This is a genomic window from Candidatus Methylomirabilota bacterium, from assembly GCA_028870115.1.
Classification (GTDB): Bacteria; Methylomirabilota; Methylomirabilia; order Methylomirabilales; family Methylomirabilaceae; genus Methylomirabilis.
In genome coordinates this window covers 12,250-35,319 of record JAGWQH010000003.1, presented here as the reverse complement: position 1 = coordinate 35,319, position 23,070 = coordinate 12,250, and the positions used below count along the sequence as shown (strand labels likewise).

At 57.9% G+C, this 23,070-nt stretch carries 20 protein-coding genes, 1 tRNA gene and 1 pseudogene; 17 read left to right on the top strand and 5 right to left on the bottom strand.

Annotated elements, in window-relative coordinates; all coding sequences use genetic code 11:
- Positions 1-144 precede the first annotated feature (144 nt).
- The 4 genes and pseudogenes from KGL31_00205 (at position 145) to KGL31_00190 (ending at position 2,295) form a co-directional block, all read left to right on the top strand.
- Positions 145-1,032 carry a hypothetical protein gene (locus KGL31_00205; GenBank protein ID MDE2320336.1) on the top strand — a complete coding sequence of 296 codons (888 nt, stop codon included), beginning with the start codon at positions 145-147 and terminating at the stop codon, positions 1,030-1,032.
- 404 nt (positions 1,033-1,436) lie between these two features.
- A pseudogene (locus KGL31_00200) lies at positions 1,437-1,744 on the top strand (BrnT family toxin).
- Between the two features lie 4 nt (positions 1,745-1,748).
- Positions 1,749-1,949 carry a hypothetical protein gene (locus tag KGL31_00195; protein ID MDE2320335.1) on the top strand — a complete coding sequence of 67 codons (201 nt, stop codon included), beginning with the start codon at positions 1,749-1,751 and terminating at the stop codon, positions 1,947-1,949.
- Positions 1,950-2,217: 268 nt separating this feature from the next.
- Positions 2,218-2,295, top strand: a tRNA-Arg gene (locus tag KGL31_00190).
- A gap of 7 nt (positions 2,296-2,302) precedes the next feature.
- Here the strand turns inward: KGL31_00190 and ychF are convergent.
- On the bottom strand, positions 2,303-3,382 hold the full coding sequence (gene ychF / locus KGL31_00185) for a redox-regulated ATPase YchF (GenBank protein MDE2320334.1): 1,080 nt from the start codon (positions 3,380-3,382) through the stop codon (positions 2,303-2,305).
- A 152-nt stretch (positions 3,383-3,534) separates the two neighbouring features.
- On the opposite strand from ychF, the gene KGL31_00180 reads away from it, so the two are divergent.
- The 11 genes from KGL31_00180 (at position 3,535) to KGL31_00130 (ending at position 16,670) form a co-directional block, all read left to right on the top strand.
- On the top strand, positions 3,535-4,023 hold the full coding sequence (locus KGL31_00180) for a ribonuclease H-like domain-containing protein (protein MDE2320333.1): 489 nt from the start codon (positions 3,535-3,537) through the stop codon (positions 4,021-4,023).
- Positions 4,007-5,350: a tRNA (N(6)-L-threonylcarbamoyladenosine(37)-C(2))-methylthiotransferase MtaB gene (gene mtaB / locus KGL31_00175; protein ID MDE2320332.1), complete on the top strand. Its 1,344-nt coding sequence runs from the start codon at positions 4,007-4,009 to the stop codon at positions 5,348-5,350. The genes KGL31_00180 and mtaB overlap by 17 nt, the downstream gene beginning before the upstream one ends.
- The gene (gene mtnP, locus KGL31_00170; protein MDE2320331.1) at positions 5,347-6,210 is read left to right on the top strand and encodes an S-methyl-5'-thioadenosine phosphorylase; all 864 of its coding nucleotides are present in this window, start codon (positions 5,347-5,349) and stop codon (positions 6,208-6,210) included. The genes mtaB and mtnP overlap by 4 nt, the downstream gene beginning before the upstream one ends.
- Before the next feature lie 84 nt (positions 6,211-6,294).
- Positions 6,295-7,206: a sugar kinase gene (locus KGL31_00165; protein ID MDE2320330.1), complete on the top strand. Its 912-nt coding sequence runs from the start codon at positions 6,295-6,297 to the stop codon at positions 7,204-7,206.
- Positions 7,207-7,224: 18 nt separating this feature from the next.
- On the top strand, positions 7,225-8,784 hold the full coding sequence (locus tag KGL31_00160) for an acyl-CoA carboxylase subunit beta (protein MDE2320329.1): 1,560 nt from the start codon (positions 7,225-7,227) through the stop codon (positions 8,782-8,784).
- Positions 8,785-8,813: 29 nt separating this feature from the next.
- The gene (gene accC, locus KGL31_00155) at positions 8,814-10,316 is read left to right on the top strand and encodes an acetyl-CoA carboxylase biotin carboxylase subunit (protein MDE2320328.1); all 1,503 of its coding nucleotides are present in this window, start codon (positions 8,814-8,816) and stop codon (positions 10,314-10,316) included.
- On the top strand, positions 10,313-10,819 hold the full coding sequence (locus KGL31_00150; GenBank protein ID MDE2320327.1) for an acetyl-CoA carboxylase biotin carboxyl carrier protein subunit: 507 nt from the start codon (positions 10,313-10,315) through the stop codon (positions 10,817-10,819). Before accC ends, KGL31_00150 begins: the two co-directional genes overlap by 4 nt.
- Before the next feature lie 5 nt (positions 10,820-10,824).
- Positions 10,825-12,504 carry a methylmalonyl-CoA mutase family protein gene (locus tag KGL31_00145; GenBank protein MDE2320326.1) on the top strand — a complete coding sequence of 560 codons (1,680 nt, stop codon included), beginning with the start codon at positions 10,825-10,827 and terminating at the stop codon, positions 12,502-12,504.
- A gap of 83 nt (positions 12,505-12,587) precedes the next feature.
- A complete protein-coding gene (mce, locus tag KGL31_00140) occupies positions 12,588-12,998 on the top strand; it encodes a methylmalonyl-CoA epimerase (GenBank protein ID MDE2320325.1) in 411 nt (136 codons plus the stop codon).
- Positions 12,999-13,014: 16 nt separating this feature from the next.
- Positions 13,015-14,949, top strand: a complete 1,935-nt coding sequence (locus tag KGL31_00135) for a hypothetical protein (protein ID MDE2320324.1) — start codon at positions 13,015-13,017, stop codon at positions 14,947-14,949.
- A gap of 251 nt (positions 14,950-15,200) precedes the next feature.
- On the top strand, positions 15,201-16,670 hold the full coding sequence (locus KGL31_00130; protein MDE2320323.1) for an outer membrane protein transport protein: 1,470 nt from the start codon (positions 15,201-15,203) through the stop codon (positions 16,668-16,670).
- 45 nt (positions 16,671-16,715) lie between these two features.
- Here KGL31_00130 and bfr read toward each other — a convergent pair whose 3' ends face one another.
- A complete protein-coding gene (gene bfr / locus KGL31_00125) occupies positions 16,716-17,180 on the bottom strand; it encodes a bacterioferritin (protein MDE2320322.1) in 465 nt (154 codons plus the stop codon).
- Positions 17,181-17,245: 65 nt separating this feature from the next.
- Positions 17,246-19,018, bottom strand: a complete 1,773-nt coding sequence (locus KGL31_00120; protein ID MDE2320321.1) for a tetratricopeptide repeat protein — start codon at positions 19,016-19,018, stop codon at positions 17,246-17,248.
- Between the two features lie 364 nt (positions 19,019-19,382).
- Between KGL31_00120 and KGL31_00115 the strand changes: the two genes are divergently transcribed.
- Together KGL31_00115 and KGL31_00110 are read left to right on the top strand one after the other, a co-directional pair.
- The gene (locus tag KGL31_00115; GenBank protein ID MDE2320320.1) at positions 19,383-19,637 is read left to right on the top strand and encodes a MoaD/ThiS family protein; all 255 of its coding nucleotides are present in this window, start codon (positions 19,383-19,385) and stop codon (positions 19,635-19,637) included.
- The gene (locus KGL31_00110; GenBank protein ID MDE2320319.1) at positions 19,630-20,052 is read left to right on the top strand and encodes a molybdenum cofactor biosynthesis protein MoaE; all 423 of its coding nucleotides are present in this window, start codon (positions 19,630-19,632) and stop codon (positions 20,050-20,052) included. Before KGL31_00115 ends, KGL31_00110 begins: the two co-directional genes overlap by 8 nt.
- Before the next feature lie 8 nt (positions 20,053-20,060).
- Here KGL31_00110 and KGL31_00105 read toward each other — a convergent pair whose 3' ends face one another.
- Both KGL31_00105 and KGL31_00100 read right to left on the bottom strand, forming a co-directional pair.
- Entirely contained in the window at positions 20,061-21,851 is a 1,791-nt protein-coding gene (locus KGL31_00105) for an acyl-CoA dehydrogenase family protein (protein ID MDE2320318.1), read from the bottom strand.
- 18 nt (positions 21,852-21,869) lie between these two features.
- The gene (locus KGL31_00100) at positions 21,870-23,054 is read right to left on the bottom strand and encodes an acetyl-CoA C-acyltransferase (protein ID MDE2320317.1); all 1,185 of its coding nucleotides are present in this window, start codon (positions 23,052-23,054) and stop codon (positions 21,870-21,872) included.
- Positions 23,055-23,070 lie beyond the last annotated feature (16 nt).

Below are 23,070 nucleotides of genomic sequence, written 5' to 3'. Positions count from 1 at the left end.
TCGGCGTCCACCGCAAGAGGCTTTTCTGCACTACACGCGGTTTTCAGCATCCGGCGCTTCCGGATCACGGAGTGACGCGGTCCGGCTGATCGACGAGCGGTCTTTTTGGTGCAGATCGAGCCACTACTGCGGAAGATGGGTTAAGTGTCACGTCTGGAGGAGGACCAACGCGCACTCATCGCCCGGATACGGAAGTACGCAGGCTTTTGGGCATGGCCGGACAAGCGGCGGAGAGAACTCTGGGCGTGGTGGAAGAACCGCTTAAGGCCATGGGGCGGCGTGGCACTCAGGGGTATCAAAGTTGTGATCGTTAGTCTCCACGCGAGAGCACCCAGTTTCAACATAAAGCGCATGATTCCGATACGGTACCTGGATGCAAAGTGGATCAACGATTTCTTTGTCGCTGGTCGGCTGATGTTGAGCACATATGAAAAGTGTAGAACTCACGAAGATCTCAGTCGTCGGGACGAGCGGGAAGGAAAAGGAAACTTTCACATCACGGATGGTTTATATGCGTTGACAGGCATTCAAACGTCGGGAAGTAGAAGCTACATCCTTTGTACTAGTCTGTCCGAGAGCTCCGCACTCATGCGACACTTCGGAACGGATGACTATTTTCGGATAGTTGATGTACCAGGTTTTTGCAAGGCAATATCATCCAGCCTTTCCGGCTTTCTATCGTACAAGTTCGGCCGATGCAAATATTTGCCCGAACGCTCCGTTGTACGTAACACACTGCAGTCGATCCCGCCCGATCCATCGGAGCTGCTTGAGGCGGCGAAGGTCAAGGACCAACGTGCGGTGGAGGAGTCCTTTTACAGAATGAACGCGCAACTCGCAAAGCGAATCGACGACGAGATTTCGGATGAGATCTATTTCTTGAAAGAGAATACTTCCGAGGTCAAAGACGAGTTCAGAATGATTTGGACGGTGAACGAAGATGTCGTGGCGCCAAAGGAAGTTGTATGCCCTGATGCCACTCAGTTTTGTCAGCGTCGTCTTTCAGATCCAGGAAGCTTGCTAGCCCGCTGACGTCATTGTGTAGGAATCGAAGTAGTGACCGGCCGGGGAGATAGGTAACAAAACAGTCTGGGGACATGGGTTGCAGCTTGCAGCAGGGCTGGGTGCCGCCGCTGATCCGTAGCCTCGTTAGACTGCTGCGCATGGCTGCTTGCCTGGTGAACACTGCTTGAGCCACAGGGGCCGATGAGGCTTGAGGTCGTTGGCTCAATTGCAGACGTTGAGGTTATCGCGTCAGGCCCAGCAATTCTGGTGCGCTCCTACCTTCGCAAGGCGTATGGTCGAGGTCGATAGCGCAAGCTGAAGGGTGTTGCTACCGTTCGCCTACCGAACGGTGCCTTGCGGAGGGTAGAGTTGCATTGGTACGAAGCGCATGGTAAATGATGGCAAATGCGTGAGATCGGCGAGGCGTGGGAATGGCAGATGCTACCATAGTCTACGAGTTCGAATGGGACCCCGAGAAGAGAAGGGTCAACCAACGCAAGCACGGCGTGCCGTTCGAGGAGGCAGCTACGGTGTTCCTTGATCCTCGGGCCATCTCACTGTACGATGAAGAGCATAGCGAACAGGAAGATCGATGGATCACGCTCGGGTTTTCTTCGACTGGACGGATTCTCGTGGTGTGCCACACATTCCAGCCAATCGACGAGGGGCGGTGCCGAGAGTGCGGATCATCATGTGTCGGAGAGCCACCAGGCGCGAGAGGGGGCAGTATGGCAAATGAGGAGATGAGAAAAGAATACGACTTTTCGAAGGGTGTTCGGGGCAAGTTTTACAGGTCAGGCCTGAAGCTCAGTCTTCCCGTGTACCTCGACCAAGAAGCGATGACCTTTGTACAGCGCATTGCCCGGAAGAAAAAGACCGACATCTCGACGGTGGTCAACAAGCTGATTCTTACGGATAAGCACCTTGCAGAGGTGATCGAGTAGAGGCACATCTTGTCGAATGATCCGCTTCACCAGACCGCAGCCGGGTAGCCATGAGCTTGGCTTGCAGTGGTCTGTGCCGCCGGTGAGCAGTACGTTAGACTGCTGCCCTTGGCCTACCCGATGACCACTACCTGAGGCAGTGAAGAACAAAATCCTGGCTCTTGCAACTGCCACCTGACTCAGATTCCGGCCCTACAAACACGGTCAAGCGGCTTGACCGCCCACGGCGGTCATGGTACAGTCGGCCCGTTCCTGCCGCAGTTGCTTTGCGCCCGTAGCTCAGCCCGGATAGAGCGTTTGCCTGCGGAGCAAAAGGCCGGCAGTTCAAATCTGCCCGGGCGCACCATACCGCCTCAGACATTGAACCGGATCGTCATGATATCGCCATCAGCCACGAGGTACTCTTTCCCCTCAAGGCGCAACAGTCCTTCGTGTCTGGCCGCTGCCAGCGACCCGCAGCGGATGAGCGCCTCGTAGGCCACCACCTCTGCCCGAATGAAGCCTTGCGCGAGATCACTGTGGATCGCTGCTGCTGCTTGTAGGGCCGTAGCGCCCAGTGGGATGGTCCAGGCTCTCACCTCGTCGCTTCCCACCGTAAAGAAGGTCATCACAGCCAGAAGATCATAGCAGGCTTGCTGTAGTCGCGGCGCCACGGATGCCTCCAGGCCCAGTTCGGCGCAGAAGGCGCTCGCTTCATCGGGAGGGAGATCCGCTAACTCCAATTCCAGCTTGGCCGGGATGGCCATTGAAGCCGGCTGGGATGTCCCCAGCGCCGGTATGGCCCCAAGGCCGGCGAGTTGTCCGCCGCTCTCCTCATCGGTATTAACCACCAGAAGGCTCGGCTTGGCCGTCAGGAACTGAAAGCCGCGAAGCAGACGCTCATCTTCAGCGGTCAACGACATCCCCCGCAACGGCTGTTCCTCCTGCAGCGCCGCATAACATCGCTTCAAGAGGGCCAGTTCCTGGTGACTCTCGATCTTTTTGCCCTTTCGCAATGCCTCCTCGATCCTGGCGATTCGCTTCTCTACCACATCCAGATCGGCTAAGACCAACTCGGCCCACAGCGTCGCCGCATCCTTGGCCGGATCGACTCTTCCTTCGATGTGGGGGACCCGCTCGTCCTTAAAAGCTCGAACGACCATGAGGAGGGCGGTGCTCTGCCGCATCTGAGGAAGGAGCTGTCCGCCGGGGCTTGCGGGTTTGCTCGATTCTTTGACGAGCGGGGCGAAGTCCACAAGCTCGAAACTGGCTGGTGTCACCTTTTTCGGGTTGAACATGAGCGCCAGGCGTTCGAGGCGGGGATCGGGGACCTTCACGACGGCGATTGATGCCTCCCCCAACTGGCCCGCCTGATGGCTTGGCTGGCCGTGGGTCAACAGCCGGTACACGGTGCTCTTGCCGGAGGCCGGCAATCCAATAATACCGATGCGCATCTGCTCGATCTCCTGTATATAGTCTGATTCGTAGGCCGTTCGTCCAAGCATGGCCACAGTAGCATAGGCGTGGAGCGCGCGCCACTGAAACCGCCTCTAATCTCATGCTTTTACATTGAAATTTTCCCGACCTGTGGTAAGCTCAAGTACCGATGAAGGCCTACCTGGATATCGAAACCTCGTTCGAGGGCGCCATAACGGTTGTGGGCCTGTATGCGACCGATCGCGGCCTGATTCAGTTGATCGGTACCCAGATCAGCGATGTCACGGTCTGGCAGGTGCTTGAGGGCGTGGAGACGATCTGTACGTATAACGGGAGCCGCTTCGATCTCCCGGTGATCCGCCGTCGACTGGGTCTCGATCTGTTTGCGGCGTTCCACTCCCACGATCTGATGTATATCTGCTGGCGGTATGGCCTGTTCGGCGGGCTGAAGCGGGTGGAGGAGCAACTCGGCATCTCCAGGCGTTCCAAGGGGATCGATGGTATGGAAGCGATGCGGTTGTGGTCGAGATATGAGGACAGCAAGGACGAGCAGGCGTTGCAGACGCTTCTCACTTACAATAGGGAGGATGTCTTGAACCTCCCGATTCTCGAAGCGCGGCTCGTGGAGTTCGACAGGACGTATGCGCATCGCGATTAAGACCTTGGGGTGTCGGCAGAATCAGTGCGAGAGCGATGCGCTCCAGGAGTCGCTGCGGCGGGATGGGCATACGGCGGTCGGGCTCGACGAAGCGGCCGATCTGTTCATCATCAATACCTGCAGTGTGACGAAGGAGGCCGACGCCGACTCGCGGCAGATGATCCGGCGGGCGGTTCGATATAACCCGTCGGCACGGGTGGTCGTCACCGGCTGCTATGCCCAGGTGGCTGCCGAGGAGATTGCAGCGATACCTGGTATCGCCCTGATCGCAGGCAATGGCGAGAAGGCGCAACTGCCTGAGCTCATTTCGGGGTTGCGCGATCAGAGGCCGCCGATCATCGCGGTTTCAGATATTCAGCAGTTAAGCCGCTTTACGCCGCTGCTGCCGCCGGTGGGTGCGGCCCGGAGTCGGGCACTCCTCAAGGTTCAGGATGGGTGCAGCTATCGTTGCACCTTCTGTATTGTTCCGGAAACCCGCGGGCCGAACCGTAGTCAATCGACCGAGGCGGTATTGCACGACCTGCGAGCCCTCGTGGACGCCGGGTATCCCGAGGTGGTTCTGACCGGAACTCACCTGGGGACGTATGGGCGGGACCTGCCGACCAGCGGGTCAATTGCCGGCTTGGTGGCCGACATGCTGGTAGCGGCGGTCCCTGCGAGGATCCGCCTGAGTTCGCTCGATCCGCACGAGGTCGGGGAAGAGCTGATCGGCTGCTTTAGCCGCTTCGGTAACCTCTGCCGCCACCTGCACCTTCCGGTGCAGAGCGGCGATGAGGGCGTCCTCAAGCGCATGCGACGACCGCACACTGCGGACGATTTCCGGCGGCTGGTAGAACGGCTTACGGAGTCGGTCCCTGGGATCGCCATCGGGACCGATGTCATTGTCGGCTTTCCCGGCGAAGGGGACAAAGAATTTGAGGCCACCTACCGGCTGCTCGACCGACTGCCGATCGCCTATCTTCACGTGTTCAACTACTCGCAGCGGAAGGGAACGGTTGCGGCCTCAATGCCGAACCAGGTCCCCAAGGACGTGAGGACGACCAGAAGCGCGGCACTCCGAGCGCTCAGCGATACGAAGTGGCAGCAGTTTCGACAGACACAGGCGGGACAGTCGTTTACGGCTGTCGTTCTGGAGAGTCGGGATGCGCGAACCGAGCGGATCGAAGCGTTGACTGATAACTATATCACGGTACGCCTCGAAAACGTCGAGGGGGGTATCGGCCGCATGGTCAATCTGAGGATCGAGGCGGTCACTGAACGGGAGACCATTGGCCGCCTGTACAGGCGACGCACCGACGACTTCGTACCTACGCCGGAGGGAAAATGAACCAGGGGCTGATCGGCATCATTGGCGGGAGCGGATTGTACGAAATGGAGGGACTCGATCGGGTTGAGGAACGGCGCGTCGAGACCCCCTTCGGGGCGCCGTCTGACACCTACATCATCGGGTCCCTGGCAGGGCGGCAGGTGGCGTTTCTCGCGCGGCACGGACGCAGCCATCGCCTGATGCCGTCCGAACTGAATTTCCGCGCGAACATCTTCGGGTTCAAGCTCCTGGGCGCAGAGTGGGTCATTTCCGCTTCGGCGGTAGGCAGCATGCGTGAAGAATTGCCGCCTCTGGATATTGTGATTCCTGATCAGTTCTTTGATCGAACGAAGGGGCGGGTCAGCACCTTCTTCGGGAACGGCCTCGTGGCCCATGTGAGCTTCGCCGATCCGACCTGTCCGGCTCTTGGGAAGGCGCTGTTCGCCGCCGGGCAGTCGGTGGGCGCGCGAATACATCACGGCGGCACGTACCTGTGTATCGAGGGGCCGCAGTTTTCGACCAGGGCCGAGTCGCGGATTTATCGAAGTTGGGGAGTGGATGTTATCGGGATGACCAATCTGCAAGAGGCGAAGCTCTGCCGCGAGGCCGAGATCTGCTATGCGACGCTGGCCCTGGTCACCGATTACGATGTCTGGCACGAAACAGAGCAGGATGTATCGGTGGAGGCGGTAGTCGCGATCCTGAAGCAAAACGCCGAAACCGCCAAGGCCATCATCAAAGCGACGGTGTCATCGTTTCCGTCCGGCAGGGACGGTTGTTCGTGCGGGAGCGCGATGCGGGATGCGATCATCACCGCTCGCAACGCGATTCCTGTGGATGTTCGGGAGCGGCTGAGGCCGATCATCGGGAAGTATATCTAACATTGTGCGAGGTGCGAAAAATCCCCCCGCACCCCCCTTTGCCAAAGGGGGGGGACTTGGGGGGGATTTCGTGCGAGGTAGATAATGAGTAGCATCCTTGTTGTCGGGTCGGTCGCGCTTGATTCCGTTCAGACGCCATTCGGCAACGCCAAAGAGGCGTTGGGGGGATCGGCCACGTATTTCTCGGTAGCGGCCAGCTTCTTCGCCGACGTTCGCATCGTAGCGGTGGTGGGAGAGGATTTTCCCGAAGAGCACCTGGCGTTTCTGAAGAGCCGGTCGATTGATCTGAAAGGGCTGGTACGGGTCCCGGGGCGCACCTTCCGGTGGACCGGAGAGTACGGGTTTGATCTGAACGAGGCGAAGACGCTTGAAACGCAGCTTAATGTTTTTGCGTCGTTTCAGCCGGAGATCCCGAAGGCATACAAAGAAAGCGAACTGGTTTTCCTGGCCAATATTGATCCCGATTTGCAGCGGGAGGTTCTTAACCAGGTACGCTCGCCGAGGCTGGTGGCGGCCGACACGATGAACTACTGGATTGATGGGAAGCCCGAGGCGCTCCAGGAGATGCTGAAGTCGGTGGATATCCTGCTCATTAACGACGCTGAGACCCGGCAGCTTGCCGACGAGCCGAACTTGGTCCGAGCCGCCCAGAAGGTCCTGGGCTGGGGGCCGACCTCACTGGTTATCAAGCGAGGAGAGTACGGGGCGCTGCTGGTTCGAAAGGGTGGATGGTTTGCCGCGCCGGCGCTTCCGCTCGATTCGGTGTTTGACCCGACAGGAGCGGGCGATTGCTTTGCCGGCGGCTTCATCGGGTACCTTGCCAACACGATGAATTTTGAGGAGGCCAACATCCGGAAGGCGATTGTGATGGGATCGGTGATGGCCTCTTTTAACGTCGAGGCATTTTCGCTCGACCGATTACGACGGCTGACCTATCCTGAAATCGAGGCGAGGTACAAGGTATTCAAGCGCCTCGCGCATTTTGAAGACCTGTAGACTGAAGGGGAGAACAGGATGGCGAATGAGCGCCATAAGGACAAATTGGAGGAGCTGCGCCGCAGACGCGAGGCCGCTCTGCAGGGCGGCGGGCAGGAGCGGTCCGATCGACATCACCAGTCCGGGAAGCTGACGGCGCGCGAACGGATCGACCTGCTTGTTGATCCGGGGAGTTTTACCGAGCTGGATGCCTTCGTCACCCATCAGTGCTACGACTTTGACATGGACCAGCAACGGATCCCCGGCGACGGGGTCGTTATTGGATACGGGACGATCGACGGGCGGCAGGTCTATCTCTTTGCCCAGGATTTCACCGTATTCGGCGGCAGTCTGGGTGCAGCTCACGCCGCCAAGATCTGCAAGGTGATGGATCTGGCCGTAAAGATGGGCGCTCCGATTATCGGCCTCAGCGATTCTGGCGGGGCCCGAATCCAGGAAGGGGTCGTTTCGTTGGCAGGGTATGCCGATATTTTCCTCCGCAACACGTTGGCCTCAGGTGTGATCCCGCAGATCGCGGCCATCATGGGTCCATGCGCGGGCGGCGCGGTCTATTCACCGGCCCTGATGGACTTCGTCTTCATGGTACGCGATACCAGCCACATGTTCGTCACAGGTCCTGATGTGATCAAGACGGTCCTGCACGAAGAGGTCAACTTCGAGGAACTGGGTGGCGCGATGACCCATAATGCCACGTCGGGCGTCGCCCACTTTGCCGTCGATTCGGAGCAGGAGTGTCTCGCCTCGATCAGGGAACTCCTTTCGTACCTTCCGCAGAACAATCTGGAAGATCCGCCTCGCTGTGAGTCCAGGGACGATCCGGAGCGGCAAGAGGAGGCCCTGAACGCCCTCGTCCCCGACAGCCCCAACAGACCGTACGATATGAAGGAGCTGATCCGCATGGTGGTGGACGACGGCGAGTTTCTCGAGATCCAGGAATATTTCGCCCAGAATATCGTAGTCGGCTTTGGGCGTCTGGATGGACAATCGATCGGATTTGTCGCCAACCAGCCTGCCGTGCTGGCCGGATGCCTCGATATCGGCTCTTCCGTCAAGGCGGCCCGCTTCATCCGCTTTTGCGACGCGTTCAACATTCCCATCATCACCCTGGAGGACGTCCCCGGCTATCTGCCGGGTACGGCGCAGGAACATGGCGGCATCATTAAGCACGGCGCAAAGCTGCTGTATGCTTACGGAGAGGCCACGGTGCCGAAAATCACCATCATCGTGCGAAAGGCCTACGGGGGCGCCTATTGCGTGATGGGCAGCAAGCATATGCGGGCGGATATCAACTTCGCCTATCCGACGGCGGAGATCGCGGTTATGGGACCTGAAGGGGCGGTCAATATCCTATATAAGCGGAAGATTGCCGAGGAGATTGATGTCGCGTCTTTCCGCGCGGAAAAGGTAGCGGAGTTCCGCGATAAGTTTGCCAATCCGTACATTGCCGCAGAGCGCGGCTACATCGACGAAGTGATCGCCCCGAAAGAGAGCCGTCCGAAACTGATCAGGGCGCTCAGGTCGCTGAGGACAAAGCGCGAGACGAACCCTCCCAAAAAGCATGGCAACATCCCACTTTAACCCCTAACTCCCAACATCTGTTTTATGCCATGTTCGATAAGATTCTGATTGCGAATCGTGGAGAGATTGCTGTTCGGGTGATCCGCGCCTGCCGCGAGATGGGCATCGGCACCGTGGCGGTTTACTCAGAGGCCGACCGATCTGCGCTGCACGTCAGGTTGGCCGATGAGGCGTACCTGATCGGTCCGGCGCCTTCTCCTCAGAGTTATCTTAAGATTGACCGGATTATTGAGACCGCGAAACTGGTCGGCGCGAAGGCCATTCACCCGGGATATGGCTTTCTGTCGGAGAATGCGGAGTTCGCCATGCGGTGCGAGGAAGAAGGCCTGGTGTTTGTCGGCCCCTCTTCTCATGCGATCCGCGCGGTGGGCAGCAAGACCGCCGGCCGGAGCCTGGCGAGCCAAGCTGGTGTCCCCGTCGTTCCGGGAACGACCAGAGACCTGGCTGATCGAGAGGTGCTTGAGGCCGTCCGGGAGATCGGCCTGCCTGTCGTCATCAAGGCCTCCGCTGGAGGGGGCGGGAAAGGGATGCGAATCGTCTCAACCGAGGCGGCGCTTCCGAGCGCTATCCGCGCCACCCGCTCCGAGGCGTCCGCTGCATTCGGCAATCCGGCTATTTATGTGGAGCGCTATCTGGGCGCCGCTCGCCACATCGAGATGCAGGTGATGGCCGATACGCAGGGTAATGTGGTGTACCTTGGTGAGCGCGAATGCTCGCTGCAGCGCCGTCACCAGAAGGTTATCGAGGAGTCGCCGTCTCCCTTTGTAGATCTCGAACTGAGGCGTCAGATGGGCGAGGCCGCGGTAAGATTAGCCAGGGCTGCAAACTACACGAATGCGGGGACGATGGAGTTCCTGGTCGATCCGTCAAAGAACTTCCATTTTCTGGAGATGAATACTCGGCTCCAGGTGGAGCACCCGATCACCGAAATGGTGACCGGACTTGACCTGGTGAAAGAGCAGATCCGGATTGCGGCCGGGGAGACCCTCTCAGTGCGACAGAACGAGATTCAGATGCGCGGTCACGCGATCGAGTGCCGCATCTACGCCGAGGACCCGTTCAACAACTTCATGCCGTCACCCGGACGAATCCGGGCGCTGCGTACGCCTGGTGGGCCAGGCCTCCGGATCGAGAGCGCGATCTACGAAGGGTGCAATGTCCCGATCCACTATGATCCTCTGATCTCAAAATTGATCGCCTGGGGACGCGACCGTGAGGAGGCGATGGAGCGGATGCGGCGCGCCCTGAATGAATATGTCGTACTGGGCGTGAAGACGAATATTCCGTTTCACCGTCAGGTGCTCAACATCTCGCAGTTTGTGACCAGCCAGATCAATACAGAATTTCTGGAGCGCTGGCTGGCCAAAGGACTTGTACCCGAGAATGGGGCCTTCGCGGAGATCGCGCTGATTGCCGGAGCGCTCTATCTCCATACCAGGCAGCGTGCAGCCTCCTCATCGATCGGGCAGGGTGGCCAAATCGACAGTTCATGGAAGCGGACCGCTCGTCAGGATGGATTGCGACGACGATGATCTACTCCGCTGATTTGCAGGGTAGAATGTACAGGCTTGCGGTAAAGAGTACGGGATCGCCGGTGCCGGTTCAGATTAACGGGAAGACCTATGAGGTCGATTTCAGCGCTGCTGACGGCAGCCTTCTCTCGCTTCTCGTGATGGGCCGTTCGTACGAGGTCGATGTGGTAGAGGAAGCGGATGGCGTCCTGATGGTCTGGGTGGAGGGCGAACTGTACCGGATCGAATACCAGGAGGAGGGGCGTCGTCCTAGAAGAAGCGCCGTCGCGACAGGTCATGACGCGAGAGGCCGCCAGGTAATTGTCGCTCCGATGCCGGGAAAGGTTGTGGCGTTACTCGGCTCACCAGGGCAAGAGGTGAGCGCGGGCCAGGGGGTAATCGTTATCGAGGCGATGAAGATGGAAAACGAGTTAAAGGCATCCGGTCCGGGGGTGATCAAAGAGATCAAGGTACAGGAAGGGGCTGGTGTCAGCGGAGGCGAGGTCCTGGTTGTGATTGAGTAAGCGAGATGGACGACGAAGAGCGAATGAAAAGGCTGGACCGCGAGTATGATGACTGGCAGGCGAACGTTCTTGAGCCTGTGCTCACGCGCACCCCGGAGCGGAAGACAGAGTTCCGAACGAGTTCCAGTATTGAAGTAAAGCGCCTTTATACCCCCATGGATCTCGCCGATCATGACTATCTGGAGCGGCTGGGGTTTCCTGGCAACTGGCCTTATACCCGTGGGGTGAGACCGACAATGTATCGAAGCCGCCTCTGGACCATGCGACAGTACGCCGGCTACGGGGTTGCGGAGGAGACTAACCGGCGGTTCCACTTTCTGCTTGAGCAGGGCCAGACGGGGCTGTCGGTGGCCTTCGATCTTCCCACCCAGCTTGGGTATGACGCCGATGATCCGATGGCCGTCGGTGAGGTGGGTAAGGTGGGCGTCGCTATCGACTCTCTGGCCGACATGGAAGCGCTGCTGCGAGATATTCCCCTCGATAGGGTGAGCGTCTCCATGACCATCAATGCCACCGCTGCCATCCTGCTGGCGATGTATGTGGTTGTGGCCAAGCGAGCGGGTGTTGCGCCAGAACAGCTTACGGGAACCATTCAGAACGATATCCTTAAGGAATATATTGCCAGGGGGACCTATATCTTCCCGCCCGGGCCTTCCATGCGTCTGGTGACCGATACGGTCGCCTACTGCGCGAATCATCTGCCGCGCTGGAACGCGATCAGCGTCAGTGGCTACCATATTCGAGAGGCAGGCTCGACGGCAGTCCAGGAGGTGGCCTTCACGCTGGCCGATGGCATCGCCTATGTGGAGGCGGCGAAGGCAGCCGGGCTGGACGTGGATCGTATCGGCTCTCAACTCTCCTTTTTTTTCAATGCCCATAACGATCTCCTGGAGGAGGTCGCCAAGTTCCGCGCGGCTCGCCGTCTCTGGGCGACGATCATGCGGCGGCGCTTTCACGCGCGCGACCCGAAGTCGTGGATGTTGCGTTTTCATGCGCAGACCTCCGGTGTAAGCCTCACGGCACAGCAGGCCGAGAACAATCTGGTCCGCGTCGCGCTGCAGGCCCTTGCTGCGGTCCTTGGCGGGGTTCAGTCGCTGCACACGAACTCGCGCGATGAGGCGCTGGGACTTCCTACCGAAGATGCGGTCCGCCTCGCGCTCAGGACTCAGCAGATCATCGCCTACGAGAGCGGAGCGGCGAACACCATCGACCCGCTCGGCGGCTCCTACTATCTGGAAGCTCTGACCGATCGGATCGAGCGGGAGGCTGCGGCCTACGTTGAGAAGATCGATGCGATGGGAGGGATGCTTCGTGCGATCGAGGTTGGGTTTGTCCAACGGGAAATCCAGGAGGCCGCGTACCGGGAGCAGCGGGCCACGGAGGAACGACAGCGCATCGTGGTAGGAGTCAACGAGTGTACTACTGCCGAGCCGGTTCACATCGCTGTGTTTACTGTCGATCCCAGGCTTGAAATAGAACAGCGGGCCAAGGTTGTTCGGCTCCGTCGCAATCGAGATAACGGTAAGGTGGAGCGGATCCTTCACGTGTTGGGCGAGGTAGCGAAGGAGAACGAGAACTTACTGCCGCCCTTGATCGAGGCGGTCGAGACCTACGCCACCATTGGGGAGATCTGTGCTGTGTTGCGGCGTGTCTTTGGAGAGTATCGCGAATCGGTCGCAATATGAGAGGCGTGAAGCTCACAGCGGCCAGCTCTCCGCTTTGTAGTAATGGCTGATAGCTGACTGACTGCTGCTCTTGGTGGAAAGTTATGATGCGTCGGATCGAGCACATTGCTATTGCCGTAAAAGATGTCGAAGCCTCAACCAGGCTATTTGAGACGCTTCTGGGGATCAATCGTAGTCGAATCGAGGTGCTTCCTGATGAGCATGTGAAGGTGGCATTCTTCGATCTTGGCGGGAGTCGCATTGAACTGGTACAAGGAACTGAGTCCGATAACCCGATGAGTAAATTTATCGAGAGGCGGGGCGAGGGCCTTCACCACATCTGCCTTGAGGTCGAGGATCTTCCTGGGACACTGAGCCGGCTCCATGAGGCCGGGTTCCTTCTCATCGACAGAGTTCCCAAATCGGGGTCCAGCGGTACGAGAGTGGCCTTCCTGCACCCGAAGGGATGCAATGGTGTTCTCATAGAGCTGGTTGAGCAACCCAGTAGAGCGTAGTCGCTGGAGGATCGCTATGGGTTGCAGACGATCTGTTTGGTCGGTTCTAATTTCCCGCACTGCGCTTCTTTTCGTCCTTCTCCCTTCCATGTCGCTTATCAGTTCGTCCGGCACAATAGCGCTGGCTGAGGAGCGAACTCCCTTCCGAGGCGGAAGCCCTTCCTCAGCCAGGCATGAGCAGGGCGGATTTGCTGAAGCCGCCAGGGTCGTGGCCGAACGACTCACTGCCGCCTTTCCCCGCGTCGAGGGTCTTGTCATCGGTTTTGAGGGTGATCGGGTCCTGATTGATCGTGGAACGGCAGACGGTGTTGTCCAGGGAATGGAACTCGACGTATTCCGTGAAGGAGAAGAGTTTAAGCATCCGCTTACAGGAGAGATCCTGGGAAGGTTGGATAAGGATCTTGGAACGGTTCGCATCCTCCACGTTCGCGAGCGCTATGCCGAGGCTACCGTGATCAAAAAGACCGAGAAGGCCGAGTTTCGTAAAGGTGATCGGGTGAGAGTCTCCATGGCGCGGATGCTCATCGCATTTCCCAATGTCGATATTGAAAGAGTCAAAGAAATCGGCGCGAGATCAATGACAAAGGAGCTGTCTGCCGCTCTGGTTCGGACAGGGCGCTTCGAGTTGATTGAGGAGCGACAGTTGCGATCTATGTTGTTAGTTGACAAGGAGTTCAGGGCAGGGGAGTTAGCGAACCCTCGAATTCTCAAGCAGCTCGCTGACAGGGGAAAGATCCAGGTTCTTCTGCTGAGCCGCCTGACGCCCTCAGCGGACAGTATAACACTCGATGTACAGGCCTATTCAACACTGACCGGCAACTCGATTGTCGTCGCCAGCGCACAGGTACAGCCCGGTATCATTGCTCACGACAAGCCGCCTCGTGAACCCCAGCCGGCTCCGGCTGCTCGATCGGCCACGACGAAGCCTCCAGCTACCGGTAAACCAGCCATCGCTACCCCCCCGGCATCCAGTAGATTCCCAGTCGCCTCCACGCTTTCAGACCATGTTGTGCTTGAACCGGCGTTTGATGGCTCCATGACGGCCATGGCAGTTGGCGATCTGGATGGTGACGGGAAGAGCGAGCTTCTCTTGGCAGGCACAGATCGGCTTATCGCCTTACGTATCGATGGCCCCCACCTCAGACCTCTTGCAGAGTACCCGTTGAAGGGGGAGGGAACCGTGGTGACGCTGGAGACAATTGACGTCACTGGCGATGGAGGGGCCGAGGTCATTATGACCCTGTTGCGCAAAGGTCGTTTTCACGCTTTTGTTTTTCAGTGGGCCGACGGTAAGCTCCTACCGATCTGGGTCGTGCCAGACCTTATCCTCCGGCCTCTGTTATCCGGTGGGAAAACAGTTCAGCTCTTTGGCCAGACCGTGGTCCAGGGGGATCAGACCGCGAAACCGATTCACCAGTATACGTGGGATGGACGGAACTTTCACTCCGGACCTCCCCTCGATGTTCCGCCGGGCCTCTCGCTGCTGGAGTTCATGATGGCCGATCTGATTGGGGATGGAGTCGTGCGGTTGATAACTTTTAAGGGCGGGACCACCCTCGAAGTTCGCTCACAAACCGGAGATCTGATTAGCACGTATAAAGGGAGTGGAGGGGTGACGACTCCGACGAACCGAGCCGGTCTTCGGGTTCTGATTGAAAAAGAGAAAGACGGAGAGAAGCCTCACATCATCCTCGCACAAGAACAGGAGACCGGAGTCGGACTGCTAAGCTGGTGGACCGGAAGTAAGGTCGCCGGCTTGACCGTACTGGGGTGGGACGGAGCACGATTTCATGAGGTACGGCAGATGCCCATCTCTGATGGCACGCTGGTCGACTACGCTGTTGCAGATTTTGGGGAAGGGCTTGGGCGTCGTCTCCTTGCGCTCGTTGTGAAACGCGAAAGATTTGGATTGAGCACGAGAAGTGAGATTCAAGCGTTTCAATTACAATAACGGCATACACTAACCATAGGAGTATTTACAAAATATTTATAAATAAATATCATTGGTATATGATATGATTATGCACATTCTACATGTTTGGGCTTTTTGTGATTCAATGAACTGCATAGGCTGCTAGGAATTAGAGCCGTCATCGAGTAATGCCCTGATTTGGGCTCTGTGTCCTGCTGAATGATAGGATCTAGTGATATTCGGTATAAGCTTGCGATCTCAACCTCCTTCAAACGCTCGACGAGGTGCCTATGTGGTGGTTGGCTACTGCCGCTCAGCAGATTGATAAATCTACGGCTTCTACGCATCTGAAACGCTGCGGCAGACAAAGACAGCGTGGGCTTCAGATCGCCGCGTTCTGGCTTATCTTGGTCGTACCGTCCATCTCGCAGGCAACCGGCTTTCGGATTATGCCGCAAAGCGCATCGGGAGCCGGCCAAGCCGATGCGTTTGTGGCCCAGAGTGATGACCCCTCCGCCATCTATTACAATCCCGCCGGAATCACTCAACTTCCTGGAGTCCAACTAGCGATGGGGGCCCTTATGGTAGGTGGCTACACGCACTTCACCAATCGCGCGACCGGTGCAAAGAGCTCTGGAGACCTAGACGGGCCGGTCTCCAATCCTCCGCCCCTCCACTTCTTCCTGACCGCGAATCTCAAGCCGCTCGCACACACTCTGGATCTTCCCGCCTTGGCGCGAACGACAGTGGGTGTCGGCGTCTTCTCGTCGTTTGGTCTGAGATACCGATGGCCGGAGGATGGTCCCCTGAGTACGTCCTTGACATTTGCGTCGCTGCCGTTGCTCGATATCAGGCCGGTGATCGCATACAAGGTGAACGAGCAGCTCTCACTTGCGGCAGGGGCCGATGTCTACACCTTTGCAAGCTTCATGGGAGAGGGGGGTGGTGTAACGAAGTTCAAGTCCTCAGGGGCTCCGGGGTTACCTCCACCTGGGACGCCCCTCGAAATCAACGGCAATGACACCACCCCTGGGTTCAACCTGAGTCTCCGCTACACACCCTGCCTTTTGGAGGGCACGCGCCCATGGTGTAGCTTCGGTTTCCAGTATCGAAGCCGCGCCACACTCCACTTGGAAGGGGAGTTTCTCGATGCGGGAATGGCGCTCACATCGGCCCGAACAAAGTTCGTGATCCCGCAATCGTTTACCTTCGGTATGGCGGTCTGGCCCCTCCTGGCCAGGGGCCATGAGTGGAAGGTCGAGGTAGATCTGGACAAGACAGACTGGAGCAGCTTCCGCAACACCGACGTCCATTTGGGCACTGGAAAGGTGATTCCCCTTCCGCGGAACTGGTCGAACACTCTTACGTTCATGGTAGGAACAGAGTATAAATGGATCGATCCTGCCGCGCTTCTGCATTGGGACGTGACAACACGTGCAGGGTGGCAACATTCCGCCACGCCGGTTCCCAGTCAGACGTTTGATCCCGCGGTGCCCGATAGTGACAAGAATATACTGTCCGTCGGCATGGGCTTTCTTTGCAAGGCAGGCGGCTATTTCGCAGGCTTCATCCCCTGCGGTGAGCAAGGTGGCTGGTATCGCCCATCGGCCATCAGCCTCGATGTGGCATATCAGGCAGCCGTCTACGATGCGCGGGACATCACCGACAATAGGCCTCCCTTGACACTTCCGGCAGTTGTGAATGGCAGATATACCACGCTGCACCACGCAGGCTTTGTCACGCTGGGTGTCAAGTTTTGAAGGTAGCGTCTCGATATCTCCGCTTCGATGAATTCTCCTTAGCTCTTAGATTTGCTCTGCCAGGTAGTTCTCATACCCTAGCTCGTCGATCTGGTGGATCTGCGCCTCGATCCAACCGGCATGACGTTCTTCATCGACAGTGATGCGCTCCAACAGCTCACGGCTTCCGGTGTCCTGAAGCTCGACGCACAGCTTTACGCCAGGATTCAGAATTTTGAGCGCGGCCATCTCCAGCGCGAGATCGTTCTCCAACTGCTGCCGGATGTTACCGCCGATTGCAATCCGATCATAGCTTGACAGATTTGGGCGTCCGTCAAGGGATAGGATGCGCGCGATGACCTTGTCGGCGTGCTTCATCTCCTCAATCGATTCCTCAAGGATCGCCTTGGCTAGGACCTGATAACCCCAATTGCCACACATTTTGGAATGCAAAAAGTACTGATTGATTCCCGTCAGCTCCATCCTGAGCACGCTGTTCAACAGCTCAATGATCTGCGGATGTCCCTGCATGTCATCTCCTCATGGGCTCAGTCGGCACGTGATGGTGCCGGCATGATAGGTTAGCGGGGTATACTTTACGTACTCCTCAAGAAGTCTCGCGCTTCTTCATAGGCGGGATCGATCTCCAGGGCTCGCCTGGCACAATGAACGGCCCCGCCGCTATCGCCTAATCCCCGCAAACAGGCAGCCTTATGGAGCCACGCCTCTTTGTAATTACTGTCGTAGCGGAGCGCTTCATTCAGGCAGGTGATCGCGGCGGAGTAGCGTTTCTGGCCGGAGAGGCATGACCCCTTGCAGTGCCATGCCTCCAGGAGCTTGCTCGGGTCCTTCAGATCTTTGATCGCGCGATCCAACAGCTCGATAGCATAGTCGAACTCCTGTATGTGCATCAGGGCCTTTGCATTACTCAATAGTGTATCGCCGTTGAGGAAGTTCGAATGTCCGAGTCCCTTCTGGACAGCGATCCCAGCGCCAGGCGGCACGGCGAGAGTGAGATACGATTCACCCCGCATGGCGAAAAACAGCTCCTCAGCGCTTGCCGCCTTGGCCGTAATCCGATAGAGGTGACCTCGTATTCCTTTGTGGCGGAGCACCTCATCGAATCGGCTATCCTGCGCGTCGCTGGCGTATCGAAGAAGCAGGTTGGAGTACAGCTTGCTGATGTGTTGATTGCGGAGCCGCTCCTTCTCCGGGCTGGGCAAGGGGCTGTGTTCCAGCTCCTCCGAGGTGGAGATAAACTCATCGGTAGGCGCAAATAGGGCGTAAGAAAGGGCTGAGGGGGAGACTGCCAGGAATCTTGGAAGCCAGGATCGCTCCTCCTCAGAGAGTTTGAGGTGGAAGCGCCCCTCCAAATAGGGACGCAGGCCGGCAACCAGCATTTGAACCGAAAAGTTCGAGCGGAGGAACTTGAAGCGTTGAGCGCCATCGAGGAACTGGCGGGCAAGGCTAAGGAAGACATCGAATTCGGACTTGATGGAATAGCGATTACACCGCCATCGCGGCTGACCGGAGGGTTCTGCAATGAGGAATCCTTCATCGAGAAGCTCTTGCATCACCTCCCGAAGATCGTCCAGAGGCTCTTTAATCTCTCGCGACAGGAACTCGATGTTTTTCTGGCCGGACTCCGCCAGCGCGAGGAGGACTTTTTCCATGGCTTGTAGGTTCAGCGGGCGCTTTCCCTTCAGGGAGCCATCCAGCCGCTTCAGGGAAAAGGCCACGCGAAGAGAGACCGGCGATCCGTAGGCATCGAGAACCGCATATGCGGCCCCTCTCTTGGTTTCGATTCGGAAAACCCAATAGAACCTTCCCATGGCAAAGACCAGGTTGCCTGCCTCAAGCCGTGCCATGACACGGCTCTCGATCGCGTAAATAACTTGATCGGGGGATGTGATCAACTTGGCACGTCGAAGCAGGGCGCATATCTTATCAACCCCGAACAGGTGATAATCGCCCCTGGCGGGAGGATCCAAGCGTGAAAACCAGTTTCGAGCGGTTGGGTGGAAGCCGGTAGTGGAGAAGAAGATGCCGACAAGGTCCCTGTCCCGGTGACGCGCCTGCATATAGCGTCTATGGACCCCCTGCAGTTCCCGTGGGCGTATCTCGTGAGCGATCGTACACCCATAGCAGTGCAGACGGTGACCACTGGAACGGTGACGGGCCTTCAGGTCAATGGTAAGACGAGTTGAGGAAAGCTTGGGGTGAAAATCGGTGTAGCCGAGCTCGTCGAGAAGATCTTCTATTAGCTGCGCTAAGGCGAGTGTCTTGTCTTTATTCAATCCAGCCAGGATCTTCATGCCGATCGCCTCAGGAGACGATTTCGCTGTGGTCCTTGGCTGTTTTGGCGCCACCCTTGACAACCCTCTCCTCACACAATAGGTCCTCAGCAGCTGATCTTTATATTATGTTTTTAACATAAGGAGTCTCAATGGTCAAGCCGGAAGTCGTTTTGTTAGTAAATACTGGCTTAGAATCCTCTCAGATTGACAGCCCTGGAAGGATCATGGTATTTTCTAGAGAGGCGAGTGAGCCAGGAATATCTATATAATACATTATGTATATGTTGTAACATACTGAAATACAACTATTATAATGAATATATCTTGGTCCTATGAGGTCACGAACAGTATGGTAGCTGGACGACGCATAGGAATCTGTCGAGATACATAACCGTTCTGGTGCGGAGTAGTGTGAGTCGATCGTGGACAGACTGCGATGAAGGTCCAAGTGCGATGCTTTGCGGCCGTTCGTGAGATTGTCGGGGTTAGTGAGCTGATTGTCGACCTGCCGGAGGGGAGTACGCTCATTCAGCTCATAGATCAGCTTCATTGTCAGTACCCGCGGTTGCAGGCGCTGACCGGATCGCTCCTGTTTTCAGTCAACCGAGAGTATGCTTCCAGTGATAAGAAGTTGGCAGCAGGGGATGAAGTCGCGCTCATCCCCCCCGTAAGCGGGGGAACCGATGTTTGAAATCATCGATCAGCCGCTGGTGCTTGAGCCGCTTGTGAATGCGGTGAAACGATCGAGCTCTGGAGCCGTCGTGACCTTCCTCGGCGTAGTGCGGGAACAGACGCGGGGCCGACAGGTCCGCTACCTGGAGTATGAAGCCTATCGGGAGATGGCGATTCCCAAGATGCGCGAGATTGCCGATGAGATTCGCCGGAAGTGGGAGGTGGACGAGATCGCCATGGTGCATCGGGTTGGCCGTCTACAGATCGGGGAGGCGAGCGTTGCTATTGCCGTATCCGCCCCTCATCGCCACGAGGCGCTTGCCGCCTGCGCGTATGCCATCGACCGCTTGAAAGAGATTGTGCCGATTTGGAAGAAGGAGGTCTGGACGGATGGTGAGGAGTGGGTCGGCCCAGGCAGCTGCAAGCACCACTGATTGCCCACTCAGACCCGGTACTCTTCTGTCTCGATGATGCGTTTAGCGATCGCTCTTCGTAAGCGGGTAGTGTTAACAGGCGTGTAACGGGTCAGCTTCTTGAGAGCGGCGAGCTGAGTCCAGAGGGTGTCCCCCTCCTCCATAGCGGCTAAGCCTTCCTTCGCCAGCAAGTCGATCCGGGCAAAGGCGTCGCTTACGTAGACCTTGACCATATCCGATTTCGATTCCGCCGCGTCCTCTCCGTCTCGCTCTACCGACTTCAGCGCTCGGAGCAGCGCGCTCTCCATGGCAAACAGCTCGATCACCTGATCGCTCAGCACCCCGAGGATTTCCTGCTCATCCTGAAGCCGCTCGCGATACTTCTGGACGGCAGCTCCGGAGACCATCAACGTGATCTTCTTCGCTAAACGGAGCAGCCGGATCTGCTCACCAAGGTGGCCCTTTGGCGCCTCCTCTTGACTCGGGCTGTAGGTGAGCAGCTCAGTCAGCAGTTTCTGTGTCGCAATGAAGAGCGGCAGGCGTCCCTGAAGCGTTCGCCGAAAGAGTGTCGTAGGAATCAACAATCGGTTGATTTCGTTGGTGCCTTCGAAGAGTCGGTTGATTCGGGCATCTCGATAGATCTGCTCGGCCGGAAAGTCCGCGATATAGCCATAGCCGCCGAAAATCTGGACGGTCTCGTCAGCGACGTAATCGAGGGCTTCGGAGGCATAGACTTTGTTGATTGAGCATTCAACGGCATACTCCTCAACCCGCCTGGCGGTCTCGAGTCCAGCCCGCTCGTCCTCCTGGTCGATACATGATAAATTTTGCTCGATCAGCCCGGCAGTCCGATAGATCATTGACTCGGCTACATAGGTCCGAATCGCCATCTCGGCCAGCTTTTTCTGAATAAGGCCGAAGGAGGCGATCGGTTGCCCGAATTGGATTCGCCGCTTCGCGTACCTGACCGCTTCGCGCAGGGCCAGCTTACATAGACCCACACAGCCGGCCCCGAGCTTGAACCGGCCGATGTTCAACAGGTCAAAGGCGACCTTATGTCCCTTGCCGATCTCATAGAGGAGATTCCCCACCGGGACTCTCGCATTCTCCAGAACGACGCTTCGGGTGGAGGTTCCCTTGATCCCCATCTTTTTCTCTTCCGGTCCCAGGGTGACACCGGGCGTATCCTTGTCGATGATGAAGGCGGTAAATTTGTCGCCGTCCACCTTGGCGTAGGTAATGTACAGATCGGCGAAGCCGGCGTTCGTAATAAACTGTTTCGTCCCATTCAAGGTGTAGGACGCTCCGTCAGGTGAGAGAACCGCCTTGGTCCTGGCGCTGAGGGCGTCGGAGCCGGAGCCCGGCTCTGTAAGGGCGTAGGAGCCGATCTTTGCCCCGGTAGCAAGCAGGGGCAGATAGCGGGCCTTCTGTTCGGTGTTGCCGAACCAGGCGATGGGGAGCGATCCGATCCCTGAATGGTCCAACAGCGAGATGGCGAAAGAGCCGGCCTCAATCATCTGCTCGGCAATGACCGTAGATGTGATCAGGTCCAGCCCCAAGCCGCCATACTTGGTCGGAATGTCCACCGACAACAGTCCCAGTTCGCCGGCCTTCCTGATGAGCGTGAGCGTCACGTCCCAATCCTGGTGCTCGATCCGCTCAGCCTTGGGCTTGACCTCGGCCTCGATGAATTCTCGAGTCAGCTTTCGCATCAACTGCTGCTCCTCGCTTAGCTCTTCAGGCGTGAAGACCTCCAGCGCTGATGTATCCCGAATGAGAAAGCTGCCGCCCGCGACGAACTCATTCTTTGCCGTAGTCATCTGGTCCCCCCCCCCGCGCTATACCCTCTCGAAGATGCCGGCTGCGCCCATCCCTCCGCCGATGCACATCGTAACCATCCCGTAGCGGGATTTTCGTCGCTGCATCTCATACAGCAGCGTCGCCGTCAGTTTCGCGCCGCTGCAGCCGAGAGGGTGGCCCAGGGCGACGGCGCCGCCGTTCACGTTCACTCGCTCAAGGGGCAGTTTCAGTTCGCGAATGACGGCAAGCGCCTGGGCTGCAAACGCTTCGTTCAGCTCGATCAGGTCGATCTGGTCGAGTGAAAGGCCGGCCAGCTTAAGCGCTCTGGGAACCGCCTCGACCGGCCCGATCCCCATGAGATCCGGCGGCACGCCCGCGACGGCGAATGCCCGGAATTGCGCGAGCGGTGTCAGATCCAACTGCCGCGCTTTTTGTCGCGACATCACTAACACTGCGGCTGCGCCGTCGCTGGTCTGAGACGAATTGCCGGCGGTGATGGTGCCGCTCTTGTGGAAGACCGGCGGGAGCTTGGCAAGCGCCTCGGCGGAGGTGTCGAAGCGAACGCCTTCGTCAGTGGCGAAGATGACCTCGTCAGTTGCGCTGTATGGCTGGTCCTTCACGCGAAATGTCTTCTTTGCAATGGTGAGCGGGACGATCTCGCCCTCAAATCGTCCCTCCCGGATGGCGGCGGCCGCCTTGAGGTGGCTCTGGAGCGCGAAGCTATCCTGCTCCTCTCGACTCACCTGGTAGGCGCGAACGAGGTTTTCGGCGCTGTTTCCCATGGAAATGTAGACAGCCGGATACTGCTCAGCGAGGTAGGGATCGGGTGCGTAGGTATTTCCGCTCATCGGAACCAGACTCATACTTTCGGCGCCGCCGGCGATGATGACGTCGGCAAAGCCGGCCATAATGCGTTCAGCCGCTATGGCGATGGTCTGGAGTCCTGAGGAGCAGAAGCGGTTGACCGTCTGCCCCGGAACGGTATATGGGAGCCCCGCCCGTAAGGCCGCTACCCTCGCCATATTCATGCCCTGTTCGGCCTCCGGAAAGGCGCAGCCGATGATCACATCCTCAACCTCATCAGGTGCTAATCCCGGCGCGCGCTTCATCAGGTCGGCGATGACAGCCGCCGCCATGGCTGTAGGAGGTGTGGCACAGAGTGTACCGCGCGGCGCCTTGCCCACCGCTGTTCTCACCGCCGCCACAATCACCGCGTCTTTCATCTGTTCACTCCGAACC